The sequence below is a fragment of the Streptosporangium lutulentum genome, from assembly GCF_030811455.1.
GTDB lineage: Bacteria > Actinomycetota > Actinomycetes > Streptosporangiales > Streptosporangiaceae > Streptosporangium > Streptosporangium lutulentum.
The window spans coordinates 6,040,668-6,057,312 of sequence record NZ_JAUSQU010000001.1 but is presented as its reverse complement, the minus strand read 5'-3'; the positions used below and the strand labels follow the sequence as shown (position 1 = coordinate 6,057,312).

13 protein-coding genes are annotated in these 16,645 nt (G+C 71.9%); 10 read left to right on the top strand and 3 right to left on the bottom strand.

The window, feature by feature from the left end; translation table 11 throughout:
* Positions 1 to 524: 524 nt before the first annotated feature.
* Positions 525 to 3,332 (top strand): helix-turn-helix transcriptional regulator, encoded by a 2,808-nt coding sequence (locus tag J2853_RS26885; RefSeq protein WP_307568834.1) that lies wholly within the window; start codon positions 525 to 527, stop codon positions 3,330 to 3,332.
* Here J2853_RS26885 and J2853_RS26880 read toward each other — a convergent pair.
* Entirely contained in the window at positions 3,271 to 3,603 is a 333-nt protein-coding gene (locus J2853_RS26880) for a UBP-type zinc finger domain-containing protein (RefSeq protein WP_307562659.1), read from the bottom strand. The genes J2853_RS26885 and J2853_RS26880 overlap by 62 nt on opposite strands.
* Before the next feature lie 239 nt (positions 3,604 to 3,842).
* On the opposite strand from J2853_RS26880, the gene J2853_RS26875 reads away from it, so the two are divergent.
* The 3 genes from J2853_RS26875 (at position 3,843) to J2853_RS26865 (ending at position 7,008) form a co-directional block, all read left to right on the top strand.
* Positions 3,843 to 4,598 carry an SDR family oxidoreductase gene (locus J2853_RS26875; protein WP_307562657.1) on the top strand — a complete coding sequence of 252 codons (756 nt, stop codon included), beginning with the start codon at positions 3,843 to 3,845 and terminating at the stop codon, positions 4,596 to 4,598.
* Positions 4,599 to 4,689: 91 nt separating this feature from the next.
* A complete protein-coding gene (locus J2853_RS26870) occupies positions 4,690 to 5,754 on the top strand; it encodes a ferritin-like domain-containing protein (protein ID WP_307562655.1) in 1,065 nt (354 codons plus the stop codon).
* Positions 5,755 to 6,045: 291 nt separating this feature from the next.
* Entirely contained in the window at positions 6,046 to 7,008 is a 963-nt protein-coding gene (locus tag J2853_RS26865; protein WP_307562653.1) for an alpha/beta hydrolase, read from the top strand.
* 462 nt (positions 7,009 to 7,470) lie between these two features.
* Here the strand turns inward: J2853_RS26865 and J2853_RS26860 are convergent, their stop codons facing one another.
* Complete coding sequence (locus J2853_RS26860) at positions 7,471 to 8,271, bottom strand: SDR family NAD(P)-dependent oxidoreductase (RefSeq protein ID WP_307562651.1); 801 nt, start codon at positions 8,269 to 8,271, stop codon at positions 7,471 to 7,473.
* Positions 8,272 to 8,795: 524 nt separating this feature from the next.
* On the opposite strand from J2853_RS26860, the gene J2853_RS26855 reads away from it, so the two are divergent.
* The 6 genes from J2853_RS26855 (at position 8,796) to J2853_RS26830 (ending at position 15,679) form a co-directional block, all read left to right on the top strand.
* On the top strand, positions 8,796 to 11,636 hold the full coding sequence (locus J2853_RS26855) for an ATP-binding protein (protein ID WP_307562649.1): 2,841 nt from the start codon (positions 8,796 to 8,798) through the stop codon (positions 11,634 to 11,636).
* Positions 11,637 to 11,669: 33 nt separating this feature from the next.
* Complete coding sequence (locus J2853_RS26850; protein ID WP_307562646.1) at positions 11,670 to 12,497, top strand: alpha/beta fold hydrolase; 828 nt, start codon at positions 11,670 to 11,672, stop codon at positions 12,495 to 12,497.
* A gap of 273 nt (positions 12,498 to 12,770) precedes the next feature.
* On the top strand, positions 12,771 to 13,490 hold the full coding sequence (locus J2853_RS26845) for an alpha/beta fold hydrolase (protein WP_307562644.1): 720 nt from the start codon (positions 12,771 to 12,773) through the stop codon (positions 13,488 to 13,490).
* A gap of 7 nt (positions 13,491 to 13,497) precedes the next feature.
* Positions 13,498 to 14,232, top strand: a complete 735-nt coding sequence (locus J2853_RS26840) for an alpha/beta fold hydrolase (protein WP_307562642.1) — start codon at positions 13,498 to 13,500, stop codon at positions 14,230 to 14,232.
* A gap of 254 nt (positions 14,233 to 14,486) precedes the next feature.
* Positions 14,487 to 15,305 (top strand): universal stress protein, encoded by an 819-nt coding sequence (locus tag J2853_RS26835; protein ID WP_307562639.1) that lies wholly within the window; start codon positions 14,487 to 14,489, stop codon positions 15,303 to 15,305.
* Complete coding sequence (locus J2853_RS26830) at positions 15,302 to 15,679, top strand: STAS domain-containing protein (protein ID WP_307562637.1); 378 nt, start codon at positions 15,302 to 15,304, stop codon at positions 15,677 to 15,679. Before J2853_RS26835 ends, J2853_RS26830 begins: the two co-directional genes overlap by 4 nt.
* A gap of 30 nt (positions 15,680 to 15,709) precedes the next feature.
* Here the strand turns inward: J2853_RS26830 and J2853_RS26825 are convergent, their stop codons facing one another.
* Positions 15,710 to 16,486, bottom strand: a complete 777-nt coding sequence (locus J2853_RS26825; protein ID WP_307568832.1) for a sigma-70 family RNA polymerase sigma factor — start codon at positions 16,484 to 16,486, stop codon at positions 15,710 to 15,712.
* Positions 16,487 to 16,645 lie beyond the last annotated feature (159 nt).

The window sequence follows — 16,645 nt, the reverse complement described above, 5'->3', positions numbered from 1 at the left end:
CAACTCCCGGCCTGTTCAAGAACGTACGAGTGGTCGACGGTGGTTTGCGTACGTAGGAGTACGTAAACGCACGGGAACAGGCCAGGACGCCGGTCCGGCCCCGGGGCCCGGTCGCGAACGGCGGCCGGGCGGGCGACCCCGGCGGCGACGCGACCCGGGATCCCCGCGGCCACGAACCGGAGGCGGCCGCCGCCTCTCGCGACCGCCTGATCGCGCCGGAATCGGCCGGGTGGGCCCGCATCCGTGACGGACGGCGGCCGTAAGGCGGCGCCGGACGTTCCGGTGTGACGGGTCCGGCGGACGCTCCCACACTCGAACCGGGCGCCGGGCGCCCGCCGCGGCCCTCGACCGGCTCACCGGAGATCGTCTCCGGGGCGTGACGCCACTGACACGTGGGCGGCCACCACCGCGGACCACGGTACCGACCACGGTCTTCCACGGGCGCGACGGAGGGGTCCGAGAGGCGATCGTGATCGCAGTGGCATCGCCGGATGCCGTGTGCGAGTGGAGTCGAGACCGTGACCATGAACCTGTCCGGACGTCACCGGCTGCGCGGACGACAGCCCGAGATCGCCGCCCTGAGGACCCACGTGGCCGCGCTGTCGCGCGGCACGGGCACGAAGGTGCTCATCCAGGGCGGTCCCGGCATCGGCAAGACCCGCATACTCACCGAGACGCGCCGCATGGCCGAGGCGACAGGACTCCGCGTGATGCACGGCGGGGGAGACCCGGAAGGGCGGACCATCCCCTTCGGCGCGCTGCTCGGGGCTCTGCACTCCGGCCCCGACCCGATTTTCCCGGCCGCTGTGCTCAAGGCCGCTCCGGCGACCTCCGCGAAACGCTACTGGTTGCTGCAGGAGCTCCACGAGCACGTGGAACGCGCCGCGCTGACCGCGCCGCTGGTGATCGCCATCGACGATCTCCAATGGTGCGACGAGGGCACCCTCCTGGCCCTGCGGACCCTGCCGCAGCGCCTGTCCATGCATCCCATCGTCTGGATCACCGCCGTGCGAACCGGCCCGCTCACCCCCGACGTACGCGCCACGATCTCCGCACTGAGCCTGCCGGGCGGTCATCTGCTCACTTTGGCACCTCTGCCGGGCGAGGCGGTCGCGGCGATGACCGGAGACCTGCTGGCGGCCACTCCCGATCCCGGCGTCCTGCACCTGGCGCGGCAGGCGGAGGGACACCCGCTGCTGCTCACCGAGCTGATCAACGGCGTGCTCGACGAGGGGGCGGTCGCCGTCACCGAGGGCGTCGCACGGCTGACTCGACGGCGCCTGCCCCTGCGTTTCCACGCCTCCATCCAGCATCGGCTCGAACAGGTCTCCCCGATGGCCAAGAAGGCCGCGCAGATCGCATCGGTTCTGGGCCGGACCGTCTCCATCGACCAGCTCGCCGAACTCACCGGTGAGTCCGCCGTCACGCTGCTGGAGCCGCTGGAGGAACTGCTGTCGGCCGACCTTCTGACCGAGAGCGACGGCACGCTGGTGTTCAGCCACAACCTGATCCACGAGGCCGTCCAGGCGACCCTGCCCGCGACGCTGCGTAAGGCGCTCCGCCGCCAGGCCGTCGACCTGCGACTCGATCACGGCATCCCGGTCGCGCGGATCGCCGCCGACCTCGTGGAGACCGCCGAGCCCGGCGACGAAACGGCCATCGCGCTGCTTCGCCGGGCCGCCCGCGACCTGGCGAGCACCGCGCCGTCCGCCGCCGTGGAGATGAGCCGCCGCGCGATCGAACTCTCCGCCCTCGACCCGCTGCGCCAAGCCGGCTTCATCGCCGAGGCCCTGCCCCTGTTCAGCCAGACGGGCCACCTCGGCGAAGCCCTGGCACTGGCGGAGACCGCGCTGCGCCGGCCACTGCCGATCGAGGTCGAGGCGGGCATCAGGCTGGGCCTGACGCTCGTGGCCAACCAGCGCTCCTTCAGGGAGGCCGTAGAGCAGAGCCGCGCCGGGGTCGCACTGCCCGGCCTGCCGCCCCGCATTCGCGCTCAGCTGATGGCCATGCTGGTCTTCAACCTCGCCCTCCTCGACGCCGAGGAGATCGCCGAGGCCGAAAGCCTGCTCCCGGCCGCGCTGGCCGCGGCGGATCAGGCGGCCGACCAGGCTTCGCGTGCCACCCTGCTGAGCGTGGGCTCGATGATCGCCGGTAACAGGCTCGACATCCACCGCGCGCTCGACCTCGCCGACCAGGCGGTGGCCGCGTCGCGCGACGTCCGCTACACCGACGTGCTGTGGATGCCCGGCGTCTGGAAGGCCGCCCTGCTCAGCATGCTGGGACGGGTGGAGGAGGCACTGGCCGAGACGGACGACGGCGTGCGCAAGGCCCGGCATCACGGACAGGCCAAGCTGCTGCGGCTGTGGGGCACGGTGCGCTGCCGGGTGTACCTGGACGCGGGCCGGCTCGGCGACGCCCGAGCCGAGGCCGAAGCGGTCATGGCCATGTCCGACGAGCTCGGCCCCGGCAACTTCGACGACGTCACGGCCCGATACGTGCTCGGCCGCGTCGGCCTGCACACCGGCGATCCGCGCGAACTGGCGCGCGGCCGTGAATTCGCCGACGCCGTCATGCGGGCCGAGACCGGGCAGATGCGACGAGCGGGAGCGTGGCTGGCCGCCCAGGCCGCCGCCGACGACGGCGATCACACGCGGGCCATGGAGCTGACCGCCGAGGCCGCCCGTTCCTACTATCGGCCCACCTCGTCGCTGTCCTACCCGTCCGACCCGGCCGATGAGCCCGTCCTCGTCCGGATGGCGCTGCGGGCCGGAGACCGCGCCCGTGCCACCCTGGTCACCGAGTTCGCCGAGACCCGTCACCGCGACAACCCCGACATCCCCATCTACACGGCCACGGCCCTGCACGCCCGTGCCCTCGTGGACGGCGACGCGGGCCTGCTGGTCCGAGCCGTCGAGGTGTATCAGGACATTCCCCGGCCGCTGGCGCTGGCGGGGGCGCTGGAGGACACCGGGACGATCCCCCACCTGGATGCGGCACTGCGGCTCTACGAGCAGTCGGAGGCCGAATACGACGCGGCCCGCGTGCGTGACCGTCTCAAGGGCATGGGCGAGCGCCGATCGCGCGCCGTTTCCGGCAGGCCGACCGAGGGCTGGGACAGTCTCACCGCCTCCGAACTGCAGATCGTCAGGCTGGTCGCGGACGGCGCCACCAACAAGCAGGTCGCCGACCGGCTCTTCCTGTCCCCGCACACGGTCAGCACCCATCTGTGGCACGCCTTCGCCAAGCTCGGGATCGGCTCACGTGTCGAGCTCACCCGGCTCGTCCTCGAACACGACTCCGCCACGATGCGCGGTCCCGCCGGACGGACCTGAGATAGTGCCGGTCGGCATAGCACCACCCCCACCGGTCGCCGGGCTCCAAGGAGGCGGTCGCCGGATGGGCGGTGGCCGCCCAGTGCGCGGCGGCGTGCCGGCCGGGGGAGGTGTCGCAACAGCCGACATAGCCGCAGGCCAGGCATTCACGCAGTTCCACCCATTGGCCACCCGTCTGCAGGCACTCCTCGCAGCCGTCGGCGTAACCGGCCGGAACGGGTGGACGTGTCCCATGCACATGGGTGCACGAACCCGGGAGTTCAACGTTCATGATGCGCCTTTCCGTGACGTTCGGCCCTGCGCATGAACGCTCTCCCGCCGAGTCACCGCGCACATCGCACAAAGGCGTGAGCTCCGTGCCCGCCGGCTGCGGAGATGGCGATCGTTTCCGACGGTTCCAGCAGCGGTCCGGAAAAGAATTTCGCGGCGGCTGTCACGAGACCGGCGGCTGCCCGGTCTTAGATGGCGACCGGTTGGCAACAGGCGCCCCGGCTGACAGGAAGGTTCACCATGAAGATCGTGGTAATCGGCGGGACCGGTCTCATCGGGTCGAAGCTGGTGACCAAGCTGGGGGAGCACGGTCACGAGGCGGTCGCGGCGGCGCCCAACACCGGTGTCAACACCCTCACCGGTGAGGGGCTGGCCGAGGTGCTGAAGGGCGCGTCGGTGGTGATCGACGTGTCGAACTCCCCGTCGTTCGAGGACACCGCGGTGATGGAGTTCTTCGAGACCTCCACCCGCAACGTGCTCGCGGCCGAGGCGGCGGCCGGCGTCGGTCACCACGTCGCGCTGTCGGTCGTGGGCACCGAGCGGATGCCGGACAACGGCTACTTCGCGGCGAAGATCGCCCAGGAGACGATGATCGAGAACTCGTCGATCCCGTTCTCGCTCGTGCACGCCACCCAGTTCTTCGAGTTCGTCCGGAGCATCGCGGACGAGGCCACCGACGGCGACAAGGTACGGATCGCGCCCGTGCTCTTCCAGCCCATGGCCGGCGACGACGTCGCCCAGGCGGTCGGCCGGGTCGCGGTGGGAACGCCGCTGAACGGCAGGACCGAGGTCGGCGGACCCGAGCGGTTCCGGATGGATGACTTCTTCAGGAAGGCCCTGGCCGCATGGGGCGACCCGCGTGAGGTGGTCGCCGACCCGCAGGCGCACTACTTCGGCAGCGTGCCGGGCGAGCGCACGCTGGTCCCCGGTGAGGGCGCCACCCTCGGCCAGATCCGGTACCGCGACTGGCTCGACCGGGCCGCCACCGGCAAGTAGGCCGACGACAGGGCGTGCCGCGCCCATACCCCCGGCGCCCGTCTGGCGGCGGCGCGATCCGCCCCTTTTCGACAACCGAGGTATGACAGACATGAAACACTCACCACCGCAAGGGGCCGCTGCCGCCCCGCCGGCGCGGATCGACACCCTCGACAGTCTCCGTGAGCACCTGCAGTGGGCGATCGAGCTGGAACACGCGACCCTGCCGCCGTACCTGTGCGCGCTGTACTCGCTGGACCCCGAGCGCAACCCCGAAGCCGTCGAGGTGGTGGGCGGCGTCTTCGTCGAGGAGATGCTGCACCTGGCGCTCGCGGCGAACCTGCTCAACGCCGTCGGCGGCCGGCCCCGCCTGGACACACCCACGACGCTGCCGCCGCATCCCCGGCGGCTGCCCCACGGCGACCGGTCCCTGGAGCTGTCGCTGGTGCCCTTCGGCGCCGACGCGCTGGAGATGTTCCTGCGCCTTGAACGACCCGCGCCACCCGGCGCACCGGCGGAAGGCGACGACTACGAGACGATCGGGCAGTTCTACACCGCGATCGAACAGGGACTGCGCGCCCTGTGCGACCGGCTCGGCGAGCGGGCGGTCTTCAGCGGCGACCCGGCCCACCAGGTGAACGCCGGCCACTTCCGGCACACCGCCGGGCGGCTGATCGCGGTCGACGGCCTGGACTCCGCGCTGGCGGCGCTGCGGGAGATCGTCGAGCAGGGCGAGGGCACCTCCCACGGCGAGGTCTGGGACGGCGACCAGGACGTCTTCCACCCCGAACGCGACGAGGTCGGCCACTACTACCGCTTCCAGGAGCTTCAGGCGGGCCGGCGCTACCGGCGCGGCGACACCCCGCGATCCGGGCCCACCGGCGAGACGATCTCGGTGGATCCGACCGGTGTCCTGCCGATGCGGCGCGACCCCCGGCTGGACGACCACGCCCCGGGCAGCGCGATCCGCACCGCCCAGGAGGAGTTCAACCACACCTACTGCACCCTTCTGCATCTGCTGGAGCAGGCGTTCAACGGCGATCCGAAGCAGATGGCTGACGCCACCGGCACCATGTTCGCGCTCAAGGGCCAGGCCCAGGCTCTGATGCGGATGCCGGACGGGGACGGGACCACGGCCGGGCCGACCTTCGACTACGTGCCGCCCGAGTCACGCTGACAGAGCCTCGACGACCGGCGGCGGATCGTCCTGCCCCGCGACGGCCGGTAGGTCGTGTACGGCGGCGGCGTCGCGCGCCTCCGGCGCGAACGCAAGATCGTCCCTTCGGAGAAGAACGCGCCGACCGGGTGAGCCCCTGACGACCGGGGACACCTGCGCGCCGCGCCGCTGTGACCATTCCGGCGACGAACCGCTGTGCCACGGCACCCACCGGCAGATCGACGCCGGTGGGATACCGGGCCACGGCGTGCTCGCCGGCCATCAGGAAATCACGAGTGAGGAAAACAGATCATGAGCAGACACGTTCTGGAACAGGCCGCCTGGGAACTGGCGAAGGCGACGTCGAACCCGCCCTTCCTGTACGAGCTGGGGCCCGACGGCGCCCGCAAGGTGCTGGACGACCTGCAGGCCGCCCCGATCGACAAGCCCGACGTCGACGAGAAGTGGATCACGGTGGCGGCCGGGGTCGGCGACGTGCGGGTACGCATCGTCAAGCCCGTCGGAGCGACGGGGACGCTGCCCGTCGTCCTTTACGTCCACGGGGGCGGATGGGTGATAGGCAACGCCGGCACGCACGACCGGCTGGTGCGCGAGCTGGCCGTCGGCACCCAGGCCGCAGTGGTTTTCGTGGAGTACGACCGTTCGCCCGAGGCGCGCTACCCGGTGGCGATCGAGCAGGCGTACGCCACCGCGCAGTGGATCACCCGGCACGGCGCGGAGGAGGGCCTGGACGCCGCCCGGCTCGCGGTGGCCGGCGACTCGGTCGGCGGCAACATGACCGCCGCGCTGACCATCATGGCCAAGCGGCGCGGTGACGTGACCTTCGTGCACCAGTCGCTGTACTACCCGGTCACCGACGCCGCCCAGGACACCGACAGCTACCGTGAGTTCGCCGAAGGCCCCTACCTGACCGCGAAGGCCATGGCCTGGTTCTGGGACGCCTACACCACCGACCCCGCCCAGCGCGCCGAGATCACCGCCTCACCGCTGCGCGCCACCATCGACGAGCTCGAAGGACTGCCGCCCGCGTTCGTCATCGTGGACGAGAACGACGTGCTGCGCGACGAGGGCGAGGCCTACGCCCGCAAGCTGATCGTGGCGGGGGTGCCCACCACCAGCGTCCGCTACAACGGCACCCTGCACGACTTCATGATGCTCAACCCCCTCCGCTCGACCCAGGCGGTCAGTGCCGCCGTCGCCCAGTCCATCGAGGTGCTCAAGGCCGCCCTGACCTCCGGAAAGGCAAACCCGTGAACACCGCGGAACAGCCACGTCGCGGCTTCACGGCCCGGTGCGCGGTGCGGCCGGGGATGTTCGTCGAGACACCGGGGGCTTCGCGCCGAGGGTGACACGGAGGCGAGCCCGTACAAGACGCGGAGGTCGTCTCGCCTGAGGGTCCGGCCTGGGCGTCGGGTTCCCCGACAGCGGCCGGACCTTCCCTGACAGCGGCCGGGCCGTCGCATCGACCATGCGGCGGCCCGGCGCGCGATGACAGCCGGACGTCCGATGACAGCCGGACATTCGATGACAGCCGGACGTCCGCGGCCGGGCCGCCGAAGCGAAGGCGAACGCGATCGGAACGGGGATCACGGGCAGGCCCGCCGGGGCGAATGGCGAGGCCGGGGCCGTACCGGGGCGGAGCCGCCGCCGGCCCGGCCGTTCTCCGCGTCCGCCCTGGTCAGGCCACCACGCGGATCCGCCGCCGGAGACCCGGCGTCACGTGTCTCTCGGCGGCCGGTGACCGTTCTGCCTGGGCAGATCGAGGTCGAAGACGGTGCCGAGCGAGACCGGCCGCCACAGGTCGAGCTCCTGGGACACGCGTTCGAGCTTGGCCTCGACGTGGGCGACGGCGTCGGCGCCGAGCTGCAGCCGCAGCGGAGGGTCGTCGACGGTCAGGAGGTCGAGGATCGCGGAGGCCGCCTTGTAGGGATCCCCCGGCGGGAGCGGGCCGCGATCGAACGCCGTCGGCAAGGTGGCGAAGCGGCCGAGTTCGACGACGGTCACGCAGACTCCGAACCCGTCCAACTCGGCGCGGAGCGTCTCGCACAGTGCCTCGACGGCCGCCATGGACGCGCCGTACAGACCCGAACCGGCGGGGGTGGAGAAGCCGGCGGCCGAGCCGACGGCGATGATCCGCCCGGCCCGCTGCGCGCTCAGTACCGGCAGCACGGCGCGGGTCACCGCGAGCATCCCGACGACGTTGACGTCGAACAGGGCCCGCGCCTGCGCGTCGGTCGTCTCCTGGAGCGGGTCGCGGACGGTCCTGGACGCGGCGTGGACCAGCACGTCGATCCGGCCGAAGCGGCGCATCGCCTGCTCGACCGCCGAGGCCGGTGCTTCCGGCCGCAACAGATCCAGTTCCACGGGCAGTACCTCGCCGGCGACCCCGTCGAAGGCGTCCGTGACCGCCGCCAGGTCGCGGCCGGTGGCGACCACCCGGTGTCCTCGCCGCAGCGCTTCGCGGGCGACACGGTGCCCGATGCCTCGTGCCGCGCCTGTGACGAACCAGACCGCCATACGTCCCCGCCCCGATATCGGCCTCCCTCGGTGGGAGGCGGTGAGGACACCGTGGCAGCGGGCGCGACAGGTTACATCGCATGAATATGTGACGTATCTCAGGTATCACGAGTGATGCCCCGCCGATGCCGGCTTCCACCGTCGTGGTGGCGCTCAGCGCCCCGCTCCATGCCGCCGATCGCCCGCACGCTCACCCCGGAGCGGGCGAGAGCTCCCCGATCGCCAGGTCCGCCACCTGCCGGCAGGCCCCTGCGGCGCCCCGGAGGAGACCCCCTCGCCCCCGTCGCGGTGGGGAGGCGAAATCTGCCGATTACTTCTGCCCGTTGTTCTGCCTCGCCTCGCAGCGGTCACCCTTGCTTCCATTGTCGTACGCACCGTCCCATCGGAACAGAGCCCGACGTAGTCGGCACTCGGCGCGTGAACCGTACGTTGCTCCGATCCTTCTCGGAGTACTGACAGATGTGGAAGCCCATGACCTTCTCCCTGCCTTCGACCGAGCGGCGATCCGCGGAGCGGACAGGCACATGAGCCGCAACGCCACGGCCGTAGCCGACTTCTCCGCGCCTTCCGAGGACACACGGCGCCGAACCGCGGACGTCTCCCTGCCGCTGCGAGGCAGGGAGGCCGAGTTGCTGCTGCTGCGTGACCGGCTGCACACCCTGACACGAGGGCAGGGCGGGACCGTGCTGATCGAGGGAGCACCCGGAGCCGGCAAGTCACGGCTGCTCGCCGAGATCGCCGACCTGGCCGCGGCCGCCGGTCTGCGCGTCCACGCGGGTGCCGGCGTGCCGGACGGCCACGCCGTCCCCTTCACCCCCCTGCTGGACGCGCTGCTGTCCGGCCCCGTCCCGCTCATGGCACGCGATCGGCTGCTGGCGTTGAACGAAGCGGCGGACCAGCGTTTCTGGCTGCTGCAGGAACTGCAGGACGAGCTGGAGCACGCCGCGACGGCCGCTCCTCTGGTGATCGTCATGGACGACCTGCAGTGGTGCGACGCGGCCACCCGCAGCACGCTGCGCACGCTGTCGACCCGCCTGTCCGACCGGCCCATCCTGTGGGTGCTGGCCACCCGCGAGCACCACCGGACCGGTCCGGCGCGCGCGTGGCCGGTGGACAGGATCGTCCTGCGTCCTCTGCCCGCGGAGGCCGTCGCGCTCCTGGCTCAGGACGTTCTGCGGGCCGTGGCCGAGCCCGCGCTGCTGGAACTCGCCCGCAAGGCCGACGGCCGCCCGCTGCTCCTGGTCGAACTGCTGAACGGGATGCGCGAGGAGGGCGCCATCACCGTCAGGAACGGAATGGCGAACCTGAGGGACACCGGGCGCATCCCGATGCGCTTCTGCTCCTCGATCCGGCATCGGCTCGACCAGGTCTCGCCACTGGCCCGCGACAGCGTGCGCTTCGCGGCCATACTCGGCCGCGACATCGACGTCGAGGTGCTGGCCGCACTGCTGCGGCGCTCACCTGTCGACCTGATGGCCCCCCTGCAAGAGGCGCTCCGCGCCGACCTGCTGACCGACACCGACGGACGACTCGCGTTTCGTCACGACCTGATCCGCGAGGCCGTCCAGGTCGGCGTGCCGGCCGCGTTCGGGAACCTCGTACGCCGCCAGGCCGTCGACGTACGGCTGCGGCGCGGCGCGGCGGTCATGGAGGTGGCCGCCGATCTGGCGGAGGTCGCCCAGCCGGGCGACCACGAGGCCGTCTCGCTGCTGCGCCGGGCCGCCACCGACTTCGCACCGACCTCCCCGGCCACCGCCGTCGCCCTGAGCAGCCGCGCACTGGAACTGGCCCCGGCGGACCACGCCGACCGCTCGGCGTTGGTCGCCGAGACCATCACCCTGCTGTGGCGGAACGGCCACGACCTCGAAGCGAGGGCGATGGCCGACAACGCCCTGGCCGGACTGCTGGAGCCGGAAGCCGAGGCACAGGTACGGCTCAGCCTGGCCCGGGTGTCGAGCCGGCGCTCCTTCACCGAGTCGGTCAGGCAGTGCCGCCTCGCGCTGGCCCTGCCCGGCCTGTCACCGGCGACCCGGGCGCAGCTGCTCACCCTGCAGGCCCTCGCGCTGATCATGACCGGCGACGTGGAGGAGACCGATCGCGTGGTGGAGTCCGCGTTGCCGGCCGCCGCCTCCTGCGGCAATCGCGCCATCGAGGCCATGGCGATCGCGGTGGAAGCCGCCGTCGCCTTCCAGCGCATGGACTGGCAGCGGGCCTTCGACCGGCAGGACGAAGCGGTGCGGCTGGCGGCCGACGCGGGCATCCTGCGCTCGCTGTGGGTTCCCGAATCCTCCTGGAAGAGCTTTCTGTGGAGCTCGGCCGGCGAGTCGCTGCGCGGGCTCGAAGAAGTCGACGCCGGACTGCGTGAGGCGCGGGCGCACGGACAGGCGGCCACCGTTCACATGTGGTCGATGTGCCGCGCCCGCATCCTGCTCGACGCGGGCCGGCTGGCCGACGCCCGCGCCGAGGCCGAGGCGGCGCTCGCCATGGTCGAGGACCTGGGATCGGGGAACGCCGCCGACGTGACCACCCTCTACGCCCTCGGCCGGGCGGCACTGTACGCAGGCGACCGGCAGGGCGTCGCGCGCCTCGTCGCCGACGGCCATCGGATGACGCGCGACGACGCGTGCTTCGTCGCCAGGACGGGTGCCTGGATGCTCGCCCTGGCGGCCGACGGCGAGAACGATCCGGCGCACACCATGGCGTACGCGACGGCGGCGGTCGCCGGCGGTCCGTACGGCGGGCTCACGGCCACGCCGTTGGACCCGGCCGACGACGTGGTGTTCGTCCGCATGGCCTTGCGCGCCGGCGAACGCGGAGCCGCCGCGGACATGGTGCGCCTGGCCGAGGACCGCGCCGGGCGCAACCCGGGCTTTCCGTTCCTGGCCGCCGTCGCGGCGCACGCCCGCGGCCTGCTGGACGACGACGCGGCGTCGCTCGTACGGGCCGCCGAGCGGCTCTCGGGCTTCTCCCGGCCGATCGTACGGGCGTCGGCGCTGGAGGACGCCGGCCGCGCCCTGTCGGCGACCGACCGGAAGGCGGCCGTCGGTCACCTGGAGACGGCGCTGGAGCTGTACGAGCGGGCCGGCGCGACGCGGGAGGCGGCACGGGTGCGGCGGCGGTTGCGCGACGCCGGGATACGGCGCCGCGGCCGCGCCTCCGGTGCCGTACACGGGTGGGACGGGCTGACCGTCTCGGAGTTGCAGGTGGTCCGGCTGGTGGCCCAGGGCGCCACGAACCGGCAGGTGGCCGAGCGGCTGTTCCTGTCGCCGCACACCGTCAACACCCACCTGCGTCACGCCTACACCAAGCTGGACGTCAACTCGCGGGTGGAGCTGACCCGGCTGGTCGTCGAGCACGACGGCTGATCGGTGACCCATCGGAAAGGAGGCGACGGCGGCATGGCCTACCTGACAGTCGGCGTCGATCACGACCGTACCCCGGTCGAGCTCTGCTATGAGGACTACGGTCACGGTCGTCCCGTCGTCCTGCTCCACGACTGGCCCCTGTCCAGGCACATGTGGGCGGCCCAGGTGCCCGCGTTGGTGGAGGCCGGGTACCGCGTGGTCGCCTACGATCGCCGGGGTTTCGGCGACTCCTCCCGTCCGTGGGACGGCTACGGCTACGACGGCCTGGTGACCGACCTCCGTGCGGTGCTGGAGCGGTTGAAGCTGAGCGAGGTGACACTGGTGGGAGCCGGGATGGGCGCGGCGGAGATCGTGCGTTACCTCACCCGGTACGGAACCGCCGGGGTCAGGAGGGTCGTCCTGGTGGGCGCGGCGTTGCCGTACCTGTACCGCTCCTACGACAACCCGCGGGGCCCGTGGGCCCCCGAGCGGTTCGACCGCCTGAAGGCGGGTCTGACCGTCGACAGGTTCGCCATGCTCGACGCGTACGCCACCCGGATGTTCCGGGCCGGCGAGCGCGTGCTGCTGAGCGACCCGCACCGCGACCACTACCGTGCCCAGGGCGCGGCCGCGTCGCCGCGGGCGCTCGACGCCGGTCTGACCACGATGGCGCGCAGCGATCTGCGCGGCGAGGTCGCGATTCCTCTGCCGACGCTGGTCATTCACGGTGAGCACGACGACATCATCCCGTTCGCGGTCACCGGCGAACGGATCGGGGACAGCGCCGTGGAGGTCATCCAGGGCGCGCCGCACGGCTGCCAGGCCACACACCCCCTGCGTTTCAACCGCACCCTGCTCCGGTTCCTGGCGGACGGCCGGTGAGCGAGGGCTGACCGGGGCTCTCGTCGCGCCCCCACCCGGCCGCCGTCAGGTCAGGAGCCTGACGAGTCCGCGATCGGCCGTCCTCGCCTTGTCGTCCTCGCCTTGCCGGACGCGTCGCCGTACAGCCGGCCGCGGGCACGGATGGGCGTCGTCACCGTTCCCGGTGACCGCTTCACCGGATACGTCCGGCCGAAGTTGTCACAGATCGGGGTGGCTACCCGGTCCAAGTGGGCGAAGCCATCACAACCGTTCGAGCACCGGAAAGGCACACTCATGAGCGAGCAGCCCGTCATCGTCCTGGTCCACGGCGCCTTCGCCGAATCGGCCAGCTGGAACCGCGTCATCCAGCGTCTGCACAGCAACCGGCTCTCCGTCGTCGCCGTGGCGAACCCGCTGCGCAGCGTCGAGGGCGACGCCGCCTACCTGCGCGACGTGATCGCCGGCATCGGCAGGCCGGTCATCCTGGTCGGCCATTCCTACGGCGGCATAGTGATCACCCAGGCGGCGGCCGGCAACCCGGCCGTCCGCGGCCTGGTCTACGTCGCCGCCTTCGCCCCCGAACCCGGCGAGAGCGCGCTGCTGCTGTCCGGCAAGTTCGAGGGCAGCACCCTCGGCGGCGCGCTGGTCGCCTACCCGGTCGCCTCCGGCGGCAACGAGTTCCGCATCGCCGAGGACAGGTTCCACCAGCAGTTCTGCGCCGACCTCGACGCCGGCGAGGCCGCGCTGATGGCGGCGACCCAGCGGCCGGTGACCGAGCGGGCCCTGAGCGACGAACTGGCGGTGAGCGAGGCGGGCTGGCGCACCACGCCGTCCTGGTTCGTCTTCGGCGACGCCGACGCCAACATCCCGGCCGCGGCGTTGCGGTTCATGGCCGAACGGGCCTCCTCGCGCAAGACCCGCGAGATCGCGGGCGCCTCGCACGCGATCGCGGCGTCCCAGCCCGACGCCGTGGCCGCCGCCGTTCTCGACGCCGTCGACCACGCACAGAAGTGACGCCCCCGTGCCTGCGATCCTCATTCACGGCGTTCCCGACACCCACCGCGTCTGGGCGGGCGTTCGCGAGCACCTGACCCGTACGGACGTGGAGGCCTGGGACCTTCCGGGGTTCGGGGCTCCACGGCCGGACGGCTTCGGCAGCACCAAGGAGGAGTACGCGGACTGGCTGATCAGCCGTCTGGAGGAGGTCGGCGAGCCGGTCGATCTGGTCGGCCACGACTGGGGCTGCATCCTCACCGCCCGGGTCGCGTCCCTGCGTCCCGACCTGGTGCGCACCTGGGCCGGCGGCAACGGCCCGATCAGCGCCCGGTACGTGTGGCATCCGCTGGCCAGGATCTGGCAGGACCCGGTCGAGGGGGACCGTTTCATGGCCGGGCTGACGCAGGACGGCTTCGCGGGCGATCTGATCACCGGCTTCGAGGTGCCCGCCGGCCTGGCCAGGGAGATGGTGCGGCACGTGGACGCGCTGATGAGGGACAGCGTTCTCAGGCTCTATCGCTCCGCGGTGCGGATGGGGGAGGAGTGGGAACCCGGGCTGGCGAAGATGATCGCGCCCGGCCTCGTGTTCTGGGGCTCACGCGACCCTGCCTGCCCGGTCGAGTTCGCCGGCGAGCTGGGCCGGGCCATCCGGGCGGAACACGTGATCAAGCTCGACTGCAACCACTGGACGGTGTTGCAGCGGCCCGCGCGGGTCGCCGCCCTCCTCGAAGAGCACTGGCGGCGCCGCGAAGGCGACTGATCCGGCGGGCGCCCGGTGGCCCGCACCCGCCGCGGCTCAGGGCCGATGACCGTCTGACGGCCCGCTACCCGTCGCCCGTCCGACGGGTGAGGCGGCGGGCCGGGTGATGGGCGCGGGCCGGCTCGGGGCGGCCCGCGCCTCGCGATGAGACGAAGCAGCCGAGGAGCGAAGTCCTCCTCGCGGATCCGAAGCACATGACAAGCCGCACGGTGCCCGACGGCGCACCGGCGGTCTCCCCTGAAAGGACGACGACGATGAACACCGTGACCGTGGGCGTGGACGACTCCGAGACAAGTCTGCGAGCCGTGGAGTGGGCGGCAGGCGAGGCCGTACGCCGGCGCCGGCCGTTGCAGATCGTCCACGGCTTCTTATGGCCGCAGCTGGGGGTCCCGCTCGGACCGGCCCCGGGAGCACCACCCGAAGGCGGCCTCCGGCACGCCGCCGAACGGATCCTGGCCATCGCGCTGGATCGTGCGCACACGGTCGCACCCGGCCTCGACGTGAGCGTCGGCATGCCGGAAGGCGCACCCGTGCCCGCCCTGCTGCGACGTTCTCGCCAGGCGGAACTGCTTGTCGTGGGCAGCCGGGGACTCGGCAGAATCAGCGGTCTGCTGCTGGAATCGGTCGGCGCCGAACTCGCCACCGAGTCCGCCTGCCCGGTGGTCGTCGTACGCGGTTCCGCCACGCCCCACGGCCCGGTCGTGGTGGGTGTCGACGACCACGGTGACAACGAGGCTCTGATCGCCTTCACGTTCGCCCACGCCGCCCGCGACGCGAACGCCCTGACCCTCGCACACGTCAGCACCAAGGGGTCGACCGGCCCGAGGCGCCCAACCCTGCCCGCACGCTCCCTGGCCCTCTGGAAGGAGCGCTTCCCCGGGGTCACGGTCGTTCAGGAGAACCTCACCGGTCGTCCCGGCAAGACGCTTGTCCACGCCACGGCCCAGGCGTCGCTGCTCGTGGTCGGCTCCCACCACCGTCACGAGATCGGTGCTCTGGTGGACGGCTCGGTCAGCCAGACGGCGCTACACCGGGCGACCTGCCCCGTGGCGATCCTCAACCTCCGCCGATGACCGTGAGATCCTCCGCCGCGTCGCTGACGCTGAGTCATCGGCATCTTCCCGGCACGAGCCTGATCACGGTCGGCGGTGAGCTCGACCTCGCCACCGGCGGCCGGCTGGCCGCCTACATCGACCGCGTCCGCCGGCCCGGCGACCATCTGGTCTTCGACCTGACCGAGCTGTCGTTCCTGGACTGCTCCGGTCTGCGGGTCCTGATATCCAGCGCGCGGCAGGCCGCCGCCGACGACGCGGGCGTACGGCTGGCGGGGGTTCGCGGCATCCCCGCCCGTCTGCTGGAGATCGTCCGGATTCACGCGCTCCTGCCCGTGTACAACACGGTCGAGCGGGCCCTCGCCGCCGTCCTGACCGTCGCCTGGACCGGCTGACGCCGGCCAGGGGCTCCGGCTCGCTCAGCCTCATCGGCTCCGTGGAATCCGTCGGTGATGTGACCGGTCAGCGGTCCGATGACGGCGACTCGACGCGGACCTCATCCTCGAGTCGCCGTCGCCGGACCCGGCGGACACGTCGGCGGCGAGAAGTTCTTCCAGTTCGGCGAGGTCGCCGCTCTGCGCCGCGGCGAGGAACGTCCGCACGAGGTGGCGATGCGCGGTGGCGTCCACCGGCTGACGCCGCCCGGTGGCGATGTGTTCGTGGGCGCGCCGTACGAGTTGCCGGGTGTGGTCGGCACTCAGGTGAAGGACGTCGGAGATGCGCCGGTAGGGGTAGTCGAACGCTTTGCGGAGGAGATACGCCGCCCGTTCGGCGGGCGACAGTTTCTCCAGCAGCAGCCGGACCGCCGCGTCGACCGCCTCATGTCGTTCGGCCACTGTCTCGGGGCTGACACCGTGGTCCACCGTTTCGGGCAGCCAGGGTCCGGCGGACGTCTCGCGACGTTTCCGGGCGGAGTGGGTGACGTTGATGGCGAGCCTGGTGGTGGTCATCGCAAGGAACGCGGGCGGACTGACGACGACCGAGCGGTCGGCGCGTTCCCACCGGAGCCACGTCTCCTGCACCACGTCCTCGGCCTCGCCCACGTCGTCGAGGACTCGGCGCGCGATCGCGAAGAGCCGGGGCCGGGTGGTGACGAACACCGAGGCGGCCGCGTCCAGCTCGTCGGCCAACCGGTCATCGGACGCGGAGACCGTCGGACGGGTCCGCGTCATGTCGTCTGTGAGCGACTCCAACAGGTTCATGGTCACGGTCTCGACTCCACTCGCGCCCGGCATCCGGCGATGCCACTGTGATCACGGTCGCTTTCCGGGTCCTTCGATCGCGCCCGTGGCAGACCGTGGTCGGTACCGTGGTCCGCGGTGGCGGCCGCCCACGCGGCGGTGGCGTCGCGCCCCGGAGAC

What these genes read in the sequence shown, in the direction of transcription:
- J2853_RS26885 (WP_307568834.1), top strand. Translation starts at nt 525, where the DNA reads ATGAACCTGTCCGGACGTCACCGGCTGCGCGGACGACAGCCCGAGATC.
- J2853_RS26880 (WP_307562659.1), bottom strand. Translation starts at nt 3,603, where the DNA reads ATGAACGTTGAACTCCCGGGTTCGTGCACCCATGTGCATGGGACACGT.
- J2853_RS26875 (WP_307562657.1), top strand. Translation starts at nt 3,843, where the DNA reads ATGAAGATCGTGGTAATCGGCGGGACCGGTCTCATCGGGTCGAAGCTG.
- J2853_RS26870 (WP_307562655.1), top strand. Translation starts at nt 4,690, where the DNA reads ATGAAACACTCACCACCGCAAGGGGCCGCTGCCGCCCCGCCGGCGCGG.
- J2853_RS26865 (WP_307562653.1), top strand. Translation starts at nt 6,046, where the DNA reads ATGAGCAGACACGTTCTGGAACAGGCCGCCTGGGAACTGGCGAAGGCG.
- J2853_RS26860 (WP_307562651.1), bottom strand. Translation starts at nt 8,271, where the DNA reads ATGGCGGTCTGGTTCGTCACAGGCGCGGCACGAGGCATCGGGCACCGT.
- J2853_RS26855 (WP_307562649.1), top strand. Translation starts at nt 8,796, where the DNA reads ATGAGCCGCAACGCCACGGCCGTAGCCGACTTCTCCGCGCCTTCCGAG.
- J2853_RS26850 (WP_307562646.1), top strand. Translation starts at nt 11,670, where the DNA reads ATGGCCTACCTGACAGTCGGCGTCGATCACGACCGTACCCCGGTCGAG.
- J2853_RS26845 (WP_307562644.1), top strand. Translation starts at nt 12,771, where the DNA reads ATGAGCGAGCAGCCCGTCATCGTCCTGGTCCACGGCGCCTTCGCCGAA.
- J2853_RS26835 (WP_307562639.1), top strand. Translation starts at nt 14,487, where the DNA reads ATGAACACCGTGACCGTGGGCGTGGACGACTCCGAGACAAGTCTGCGA.
- J2853_RS26830 (WP_307562637.1), top strand. Translation starts at nt 15,302, where the DNA reads ATGACCGTGAGATCCTCCGCCGCGTCGCTGACGCTGAGTCATCGGCAT.
- J2853_RS26825 (WP_307568832.1), bottom strand. Translation starts at nt 16,486, where the DNA reads ATGAACCTGTTGGAGTCGCTCACAGACGACATGACGCGGACCCGTCCG.